The organism is Rhabdonatronobacter sediminivivens (assembly GCF_013415485.1).
Lineage (GTDB): Bacteria > Pseudomonadota > Alphaproteobacteria > Rhodobacterales > Rhodobacteraceae > Rhabdonatronobacter > Rhabdonatronobacter sediminivivens.
The window spans coordinates 1-8,757 of sequence record NZ_JACBXS010000067.1 but is presented as its reverse complement, the minus strand read 5'-3'; the positions used below and the strand labels follow the sequence as shown (position 1 = coordinate 8,757).

Genomic DNA, 8,757 nt, shown 5'->3' with positions numbered 1-8,757 from the left:
CAGACCGCAGAGGCCGCCTAACCATGACCCCGGCAGCGCTGCCCCGACCCGATTTCAACATTCATCGGGACATCCCCCACTTTTCCGACGCCTGGAGCAAAGAAGGCCCGGAGGGAGTGCAGTTTCCCTTAGTTATGCCTGTAATGGCATGAGGGACTCCGATGAAAGGCTATCGGCCTCGGCACGAAATCGATAGCCGACACCATAAATTGTCTCGATAGCATCGAAATCGGGGTCGGTTTCTCGAAATTTCTGGCGCAATCTTTTGATGTGGCTGTCAATTGTCCGCTCATTCACCAGGCCATTGTCACCGTAAACCAGGTCCTGAATGTTTTCGCGGGTCAGCACATGCATTGGCCGTTCCGACAGAAGGTGGATGATCTTGAAGAGTGAGCGGGTCAGGTCAACCGGTGCGCCATGCCAGGTTACAGTTTGGAAATCCGGGGACAATTGCAGGGCACCGCGGGTAATGGATCTGCCAGAGGCCTTGTGGGCCTCACGCTCGATCTTGACGCGTCGCAATAATGCGCGGATCTGCTGGCATGCAAAAGGCTCTTCGCACTCATCTGCTGAGATCACCAGATCTGCACCGACCTGAAGGCTCTTGACCCGCGTCATTTCGTCGGTGCATTCGCTCAGAACGACCAATGGAACATTCGTGACACCCCTGACCCTATGGATCGACCGAAGCCCGCTTTCAGACAGGCTTTCATCATGCAAGATGACAAGATCGGGCTCACACTCATCGATTTCACACAGGGCCACTCGTATAACACTGTATGCGCGAACCGTGAACTCCTGCGATGGAAGCAAAGCCTCAATCCGGCGGCGTTGCTGCAGTGACTTCGAAATCAGGATCACGGAATAATCGTCGGGGCAAACCTGACGGTCTGCCTCGTGGATCATTGCATGATGCATGCGACGCGCCTCCTGCACTTCCATGTTACGGACCGGTTTGCCGCACCTAACCGTCCAGACCTCAACCAAACATGCTACGCGGGGAGGCATGGTGTTTCCGAACCCCTTTGCCGACCAGACATCCGGCCAATCCGATTGTTCCGCCCAGAGAATAGAGCAGCACGGCGACCCAGAGCGGGCTTCCTGCGAACAGGCCCATCCCGGCCAGCAGCGCGCCAGTGGTCATGCCTGTCATGACATATCCAAGAACCATCCTGCGTTCCCTTCATGGTTGCGGCGCCTGTTCTGGATGCCCGGGAGCACCCCCCATCATTTCTACGAAGCGCAGCCAGGGATCGATAGCTGACCTGATGGACAACCCCGGACCCGGCCACCTGGTCAGTCCGGCCGCGGACGCTGTGCGGGCGCCGAAGGTTTTGGCCGGCTCTTCGCAGGGGCAAAGCTGCGCCTGGGGCCGGGCCTTCATTGCCGTGTATTGGCGCATCGGACCGAAGATGGCGGTCCCTGTACGAAGCAATCGCGGGCTTGCGCTTGCGTTTAAAGCCCTGATCGCAGGCATTGTGCGTATCCTACGAAAATTCTGGACCATCTGAACCGGTTTGCACCTGTATGCGCCTTTCAGACCGGTCGGCCTGCCGCCCGGCGCTTTCGGCTGTTGCCCCGCGGCCAGGCATTTTCGCGCGCAGCGGGCAACGGGATGCCTGTATTGTTCGGACAGGAAACGCTCAATGACCGGCGGCGCACCCCGGCGCACGTCGCGCAATCGGGTCCAGCAGCGTGGCCACGCCTGCCGGAAAGCGAGATCATTTGCGCATCAGGATGGCATTCCCCTGCCCTTATGGCTTGTCCACCACGCCTGCCCGCCCTCACCAACTGGCCAATCGATTCGCCCGCCGGTTGCTAACCGTGCACCCGGATTCGTATGCGGTTCTGGCGATGTCAGTGGCAGCTCACCGCCCGAAGTACCTCGGTTACGTTATGAATTCGTTAAGAATACCGGGATCGCAGAGGTCTGGCCAGGCGGCTCGGCCATCGGGCCAAGTATATTTCCCGCCAGGAATTCAGCATCCAGTCAAAGACGCCGCCACCCCTGGTTGAGCGCGTCAGGAACCGTCACCGCAGTATTGGTGCATCAATCAAGGACTTCAGCCATGACCAAACTCTTCTCTCGCTTCATCAGGAACGAATCCGGCGCCACCGCGATCGAGTACGGCCTGATCGCCGGTTTACTTTCGGTCGTCATCATCACCGCGGTCATGACCGTTGGCACCGACCTGAGCAGCACCTTCGATGCAATATCGGACGCGCTGAGCGACGATTGATCCGGCTTCTGCTTCGCACGGACCAGGGTGCGACGCCCAGAAGCTCTTGGCGGAGGCCAGGCGGCCTCCGCCCGGGAAAATTCCGATCCGGAGGCACGCATGTTCGGCAGACGCACAGGGTCCATCGATGTCATGCCCCTGGAGCCTGCGACGGAGGCTGCAGCTCCGGTTGAGGATGTTGCTGTTGCCGCGCGCGTTGCCAAACCGGACATGCCTGCACCTGCCCCCGCCTCGGAGAAGGCAGATACAGGCAGGAAATCGCCGGCCTACCATACTCTGAAAAAGGAGATCCTGGCCGCACTCATCAATGCGATTGATGTTTCGTTGCTTGGCGCGATGGAGATGGCGCAGGCGCGGGACGAGATCCGCGCCATTGCCGGCGATGTCATGACGGCCAGAAAGGTCGCGATCTCATCGACCCAGCAAGCCGAGTTGATCGAGGATCTCTGCAATGATGTGTTGGGCTATGGCCCGCTCGAGCCGCTTCTTGCGCGTGATGACATTGCGGACATCATGGTTAACGGAAGCGACTGCATCTATATCGAAGTTGGCGGCCGGGTTGAACGAACCGACATTCGCTTTCGCGACAATGAGCAACTGCTGAACGTCTGCCAGCGCATCGTGCACCAGGTTGGCCGCCGCGTCGATGAGTCAAGTCCGATCTGCGACGCGCGCCTGCCCGATGGCAGCCGGGTGAATGTGATCGCCCCGCCGCTGTCCGTGGACGGCCCCACACTGACCATCCGCAAGTTCAAGAAGGACAAGCTTACGCTGGCCCAACTGGTCAAGTTCGGCGCGATCACGCCCGAGGGGGCCACTCTGCTGGAAATCATTGGTCGCGTACGGTGCAACGTGATCATTTCGGGGGGGACCGGTTCGGGCAAGACGACGCTGCTGAATTGCCTCACCGGGTTTGTCGAACCTTCGGAACGCATCGTGACCTGCGAGGACTCGGCAGAGTTGCAGCTGCAACAGCCGCATGTGGTGCGACTTGAGACCCGCCCGCCAAGCGTCGAAGGGGCCGGCGAGGCAACCATGCGCGACCTTGTGCGGAACTGCCTGCGCATGCGGCCGGACCGCATCATTGTCGGTGAGGTGCGCGGGCCCGAAGCCTTCGATCTGCTTCAGGCGATGAATACCGGCCATGACGGCTCCATGGGCACGCTGCACGCAAACACCCCGCGCGAAGCCCTGTCCCGTATCGAAGCGATGATCACGATGGGGGGGTTCTCGCTTCCCGCCAGGACCATCCGCCAGATGATGGTTTCGTCCATCGACATCATCGTCCAGGCGGCACGACTGCGCGACGGTTCTCGCCGGATAACGCATATCACTGAGGTGCTTGGGCTCGAAGGCGACGTGCCGATCACGCAGGATCTCTTCATCTATGACATCCTTGGTGAAGACGCCAATGGCATGATTATCGGCCGTCACCGCTCTACCGGGATCGGCCACCCCGCGTTCTGGGATCGCGCCCGATATTTCGGCGAGCAGGAAAGACTCGTCGCCGCGCTGAAGGCGGCAGAAGCGTGAAGACCGCAGCAAGTCAAAGGAACCTGACGTGAATGTTGCCTATCCCCTGCTGGTGTTTGCCCTGGTCTCATTCTCGGTCGCAGGATTGATGTATGCACTCCTGCAGCCCCGGATCCGGCAGGCCGAGAAAACGCGAGAGCGCATGACGATGGCGCTCACCGGGTCCTCGGCGGGCGCGGCTCCGTCTCGTAGGAAGTCGATCGAGGATTTCATCAGAGAGGCGGGCGAAGACGGTAACGATGAACGCCCGAAGCGCCCGACGCTGGAGCAGCGCCTGCGGCAGGCCGATCTGCCGCTCTCGCGCGGGCAATACTGGCTGGCGTGTCTGGGAACGGGTGTGATCGCGCTGGGAATACTCAAGGCGCTCACCTCGCAGGCCCTCCCGGTCATCGCCATCCTTGCGGCCGGGGCCGCGCTCCTGCTGCCGCATCTCTTTGTCGAGCGGCGCCGGAACGCCCGCTTTCTGCAATTCACACAGGAGTTCCCCAACGCGATCGATGTCGTCGTGCGCGGGGTGAAATCAGGCCTCCCGCTTTCGGATTGCCTGAAGATCATCTCTGCCGAAGCCCAGGAGCCGGTCAGGTCAGAGTTCAGGAAGGTCGTCGAAGACCAGACACTCGGCATGACCAATGAAGAGGTCGTTCAGCGGCTGGCGGTGCGCGTGCCCCTGCCCGAGGTCCGGTTCTTCGGGATCGTGATCGCCATTCAAAGCCGAACCGGGGGGAGCTTGTCAGAGGCGCTGGGCAATCTCTCACGCGTGCTGCGTGATCGAAAGAAGATGCGAGAGAAGATCAAGGCGATGAGTTCGGAGGCCAAGACTTCGGCGGGCATCATTGCGGCACTTCCGTTCGGGGTCGCATTCTTCGTGTATCTGACAAGCCCTGACTACATCTCGCTGCTCTTCACCACGACACTTGGAAACATGGTGTTGCTGGGCTGTGCGGTCTGGATGGGAATTGGCGTTCTGGTCATGCGCAACATGATCAACTTCGAGATTTGAGACACAGAATGCAGATAGACAACATCCTGGACATCGGCCCTGCGCTGGCCCCTTTCCTGGCGGGCCTGGCGGTCGCCGGGGGCATCCTGGCACTGTTCTGGTCGGTGGTCGCCCCGAACCCGTTGAAGGCGCGCATTGCCGCTGCCGTGCTGGAGGGCGGCCCCGCCCCCATCCTTGCGAAAGGTTCCGTGCAGTCCTTGCGCCAGCAGCCAAGGCGCATCTACCAACGCGTTGTCGAAGCTTTCAATCTTTCGCGCTTTCTCTCCGATGAAAAGATCGTAAACCGGTTGCGGATGGCCGGGTATCGCGGTCAGGCGCCGGTGGTGACCTATCTGGCCTTTCTGGTATTGATCCCGGTTCTGATGCTGGCGATTTCCGCCTTCTATGCCTTTGCCATCGTTCTGAAAGACCAGCCGCTACTCCTCCAGCTGGCGGTGGTCCTGGCTTCGGGATACGCGGGTTCCCATCTGCCGCCGCTTTACCTGTCGAACAAGATCAAGAAACGGCAACTTGCCATCAAACGCGCCTGGCCCGATGCGCTCGATCTGATGCTGATCTGCGTCGAATCCGGCATGTCCATCGAAAGCGCCCTGCGCAAGGTCTCTGCGGAGCTTTCCGCATCTGCGCCAGCGCTTTCGGATGAGCTTATCGTGACAACGGCCGAGCTTTCCTACCTTCAGGATCGCCGGATGGCGTTCGAAAACCTGGGCCGCAGGACCGGGCTTGAAGGGGTAAGGGCCGTCGTAACCAGCCTGATTCAATCAGAAAAATATGGCACGCCCCTGGGGCAGGCCTTGCGGGTTCTGGCACAGGAGAACCGCGACATGCGCATGGCGGACGCGGAAAAGAAGGCCGCATCGCTGCCTCCGAAACTCACGGTGCCGATGATCCTGTTTTTTCTTCCGGTTCTGTTCGCGGTGATCATTACCCCGACGATCATCCAGTATGTCATGGGATAAACCCTCTCCGCTTCTGCCGAGTGCTTCCGCACATCAGGACGCTGAACCGGCGGTCCAGAGTTTCGCCAAAATCACGCGCCAAAATGATGAAGCGCTCTCAATACAACCGGGCGAAACGGCACTCAATCATCATCGGGCCGCATTTCCCTTTTCAGGTCCACCCTGAGGCGTGACAGCACATTCATGACCCGCCTGGCTTCATCCCGGACGTCTTCCAGTTCTTCGACATAGTTTCTCCTTCTTGTAATCGCTTGCTCCAGTTTTGCGCAACGATTTGCCAGCTCCATGAAACCCAGCGTCCCGGCACGCGAAACCGTGGAATGGGCCATATTCCGGATCTCCGACGGATCTCCATTCCTGTCTTCAAAGGCCGAAGAAAGACGCTCTGCCAATGCGTCCAGCCATTCGCTTGCGCGCGCTTCACCCATTACAGAGACGAACTCCTCAAGAGACTCACGGCAGAATCCCGGTTCATCCGAATGGTTTCCTGAAGTCTCCATGTCGCCTCCTGTGATCACTTTCATTCTATTTGACTGATCCATCCAGATCACAATACGGAGATTGATTCGACCCCCAGGCCATTCCATGCACCCTGCTCAGGAGGACCGCATCGGATCAATTCACCCCACGGTCTGCGAATTAACTCTGGAGCGCTCTGACCCTAAATAAGACGGAAGCTCATGTCCAGCAGACCGGGATTTCGGCAATTGGAGATCCCCGACAAAGACCACCGGCCAAGGCGTCCGCCGCGATGCAAATCTTCAAGCACGAGCTTCGGTCACGCGGCGAAGCCTGGTCACATTTGCGTGCAAGCGTGACCAGCCATGCAAAGGCACCGCCCCGGTTCCATGATCCTGCAACAGGAATTGCGCAAGCTGACGCGCGGGGGTCTTGATGCCGGCGTCAGCAATACGCAGGGGTTTCCCTCTGAAGGCTTGCATCCCCTCTCATGACGCTGCGTGTCTGGCTGACCGTGTGGCCAATCGGGTCACAAATGCCGGAGACTTTCCGTCGATGACGAGCGCAACTGAACGCCTCGGCCCGGGCAGGTGGTCATGATCGGAGCGCGATTTGAAGCACCCGAAGGGGATCCAAACGGTTTGCAGGGTATTGCCCGGCACGGGCCCGCTGGGGCGCCCTCGCCGCCCCGTCCCGGCATCGTCAGCCATGCAAGATCAGGGTGGGATCAGGCAGTTGTACCCTGTCCCGTTTTGAGTGTGCTGTGGGACGAGATTCAGCTTCAGGTATTGTGAGTGAAGCATGGCAGATGTATGCTTACGTAATGAGCACCAACGGATCCATGGCCCTGACAGCAGACGATGACGAGTTCTTTCGTCTGGCGCTAAGGGTTGTGTTGACTGAAAAGCTCCATATTCCCGAGGTGCTGGAAACAGGATCGCTGGATGATGCCATCGAAGCAATGAGCATCAATGAAGCTGTGCGCTTCGCTTTTTTCGACCTGAACATGGAAGGCCTGGATACCTTTTCAGGCATTCGCGCAACACGCGAAGCGTTTCCCTATGTACGGGTGGCCGTTGTTTCGGCATCGCGAGATCGATGGGATGTGTTGCGCGCATTGGATGCCGGCGCCCATGGGTTTGTCCCAAAGGGTGACGGTGTCAAGCAAATGGAAGAGGCGATAAATCTGATTGTGAATGGTGGCATTTATGTGCCCGAATTCATCGCGGATATTCAGGGTGTCGAAAATGGCGCACCGGGGCAGAGTTTTGAAGGAACCACGCCCGAAGAAAGACATCTGGAAAACCTTACACCGCGGCAGAACGATGTCCTGACGCATGTGATCAAGGGGATGTCCAACAAGGAAATCGCTCGGGCCATGTCGGTCAGCGAGAGTACGGTGAAGTTTCATGTCGCCTCGCTTTGCCTTCGGCTTGGTGTGAAGAACCGAACGCAGATCGCGGCGCAGGCTTCCCGGTTCAGGCCCCGCTGACAGCGCTGCATGGTGCATTTCTACCGCAACGTCTTCAGCCATATGCTCAAGGCGATCCACGCCCAGGAGAGCCGGGAAGCGGCGCAGGAGAAGGCCGCCAGCGTCGTGGCGGACCTGCGCCGCCAGAAGCTGGGGAAAGCGGCCGATCTCGTCGAGACACATATCGACGAAACGCTGAGCTGTTACAGCTTCCCCGACAGCCATTGGCTGAAGATCCGGACCAATGATCCTCTGGAGAGGATCATGAAGGAAATCCGCCGACGCACACGCGTGGTGGGGGCATTTCCCGATGGGCAGAGTTGCCTGAACCTGGCCGCGGCAAGGCTGCGCCATATCGCGGGCAGCCAATGGTCGACCCGAGAATACATGAACATGGACCCGCTCTATGCGGAGCAATCCTCAACCCACGGAGCCGTCGCCTGAGAAAAAGTGCGAAAGATTCTGGACACTACCTCGCAATGTTCTGCGAATCGGCGGTCACACTGTGGCTGACGGGTCCGGGTTTCTGATCGGCGGCTTGCGCGCTGGTGACGAGGACGGGTTTCTTATCAGAGGCTTGCGCGCTGTTGATGAGGACGGCCTGCTCGTCGGCGGCAATCGCGTGGTCACAGAACGCCAGAGCGCGCCATACCCTACGGCGCCGACCATCGAGGCCCTGCAATCAGCGATAGACCGACTATACGAGCTGCTTGGCCCAGCGGGTCACGGGCTGTTCGAAGCGTCAAACCTCGGTCCCAATGTGATTGGTACCAGAACGCTGGTGCCTCATCCAAACGCCGAGGGCGAGATTGAATACGACCCGGGGACGGGCACCTACCGTATTCTCAGAGAGAACAACAGCGGGCCTTACGTCGCCTTCGAAGTGGAAGCTGGCGAAGAATACCGGGTCATAGGCGACCAGATCGACGGGCAGAGTGCTCGAATATTTAGGGATGGCATTCTGTCGAACGCAAACCAGCTTGGCAGCAACATCAACGGATATACAGATCAGGTTATCTGTCCACTTAACCTTCTTGACTGACGAATGACATGACGGTTTCGATGGGTCGTCGGCCCATGTTGCGATATCCGAGG

10 protein-coding genes and 1 pseudogene are annotated in these 8,757 nt (G+C 59.2%); 8 read left to right on the top strand and 3 right to left on the bottom strand.

Annotation, left to right across the window (positions count from 1 at the left end; translation table 11 throughout):
- Positions 1-132: 132 nt before the first annotated feature.
- The gene (locus HUK65_RS17345) at positions 133-942 is read right to left on the bottom strand and encodes a response regulator transcription factor (RefSeq protein WP_179907530.1); all 810 of its coding nucleotides are present in this window, start codon (positions 940-942) and stop codon (positions 133-135) included.
- A gap of 37 nt (positions 943-979) precedes the next feature.
- A complete protein-coding gene (locus HUK65_RS17340) occupies positions 980-1,171 on the bottom strand; it encodes a hypothetical protein (RefSeq protein ID WP_179907529.1) in 192 nt (63 codons plus the stop codon).
- Positions 1,172-1,268: 97 nt separating this feature from the next.
- Here HUK65_RS17340 and HUK65_RS17335 point away from each other — a divergent pair, with 97 nt between their 5' ends.
- From HUK65_RS17335 to HUK65_RS17315, 5 genes are all read left to right on the top strand, one after another.
- The gene (locus HUK65_RS17335; protein WP_179907528.1) at positions 1,269-1,511 is read left to right on the top strand and encodes a hypothetical protein; all 243 of its coding nucleotides are present in this window, start codon (positions 1,269-1,271) and stop codon (positions 1,509-1,511) included.
- A 558-nt stretch (positions 1,512-2,069) separates the two neighbouring features.
- Entirely contained in the window at positions 2,070-2,240 is a 171-nt protein-coding gene (locus HUK65_RS17330) for a Flp family type IVb pilin (protein WP_179907527.1), read from the top strand.
- A gap of 99 nt (positions 2,241-2,339) precedes the next feature.
- Complete coding sequence (locus tag HUK65_RS17325; protein ID WP_179907526.1) at positions 2,340-3,773, top strand: CpaF family protein; 1,434 nt, start codon at positions 2,340-2,342, stop codon at positions 3,771-3,773.
- A gap of 52 nt (positions 3,774-3,825) precedes the next feature.
- Entirely contained in the window at positions 3,826-4,773 is a 948-nt protein-coding gene (locus HUK65_RS17320; protein WP_327787153.1) for a type II secretion system F family protein, read from the top strand.
- Positions 4,774-4,919: 146 nt separating this feature from the next.
- A complete protein-coding gene (locus tag HUK65_RS17315; protein ID WP_327787152.1) occupies positions 4,920-5,732 on the top strand; it encodes a type II secretion system F family protein in 813 nt (270 codons plus the stop codon).
- A gap of 122 nt (positions 5,733-5,854) precedes the next feature.
- Here the strand turns inward: HUK65_RS17315 and HUK65_RS17310 are convergent, their stop codons facing one another.
- The gene (locus HUK65_RS17310; protein ID WP_179907524.1) at positions 5,855-6,256 is read right to left on the bottom strand and encodes an Hpt domain-containing protein; all 402 of its coding nucleotides are present in this window, start codon (positions 6,254-6,256) and stop codon (positions 5,855-5,857) included.
- A 758-nt stretch (positions 6,257-7,014) separates the two neighbouring features.
- On the opposite strand from HUK65_RS17310, the gene HUK65_RS17305 reads away from it, so the two are divergent.
- From HUK65_RS17305 to HUK65_RS17295, 3 genes and pseudogenes are all read left to right on the top strand, one after another.
- Positions 7,015-7,683 (top strand): LuxR C-terminal-related transcriptional regulator, encoded by a 669-nt coding sequence (locus HUK65_RS17305; protein ID WP_179907523.1) that lies wholly within the window; start codon positions 7,015-7,017, stop codon positions 7,681-7,683.
- Positions 7,684-8,106: pseudogene (locus HUK65_RS17300) on the top strand (transposase); the annotation flags it as partial.
- A 61-nt stretch (positions 8,107-8,167) separates the two neighbouring features.
- Positions 8,168-8,704, top strand: a complete 537-nt coding sequence (locus HUK65_RS17295; RefSeq protein WP_179907522.1) for a hypothetical protein — start codon at positions 8,168-8,170, stop codon at positions 8,702-8,704.
- Positions 8,705-8,757 lie beyond the last annotated feature (53 nt).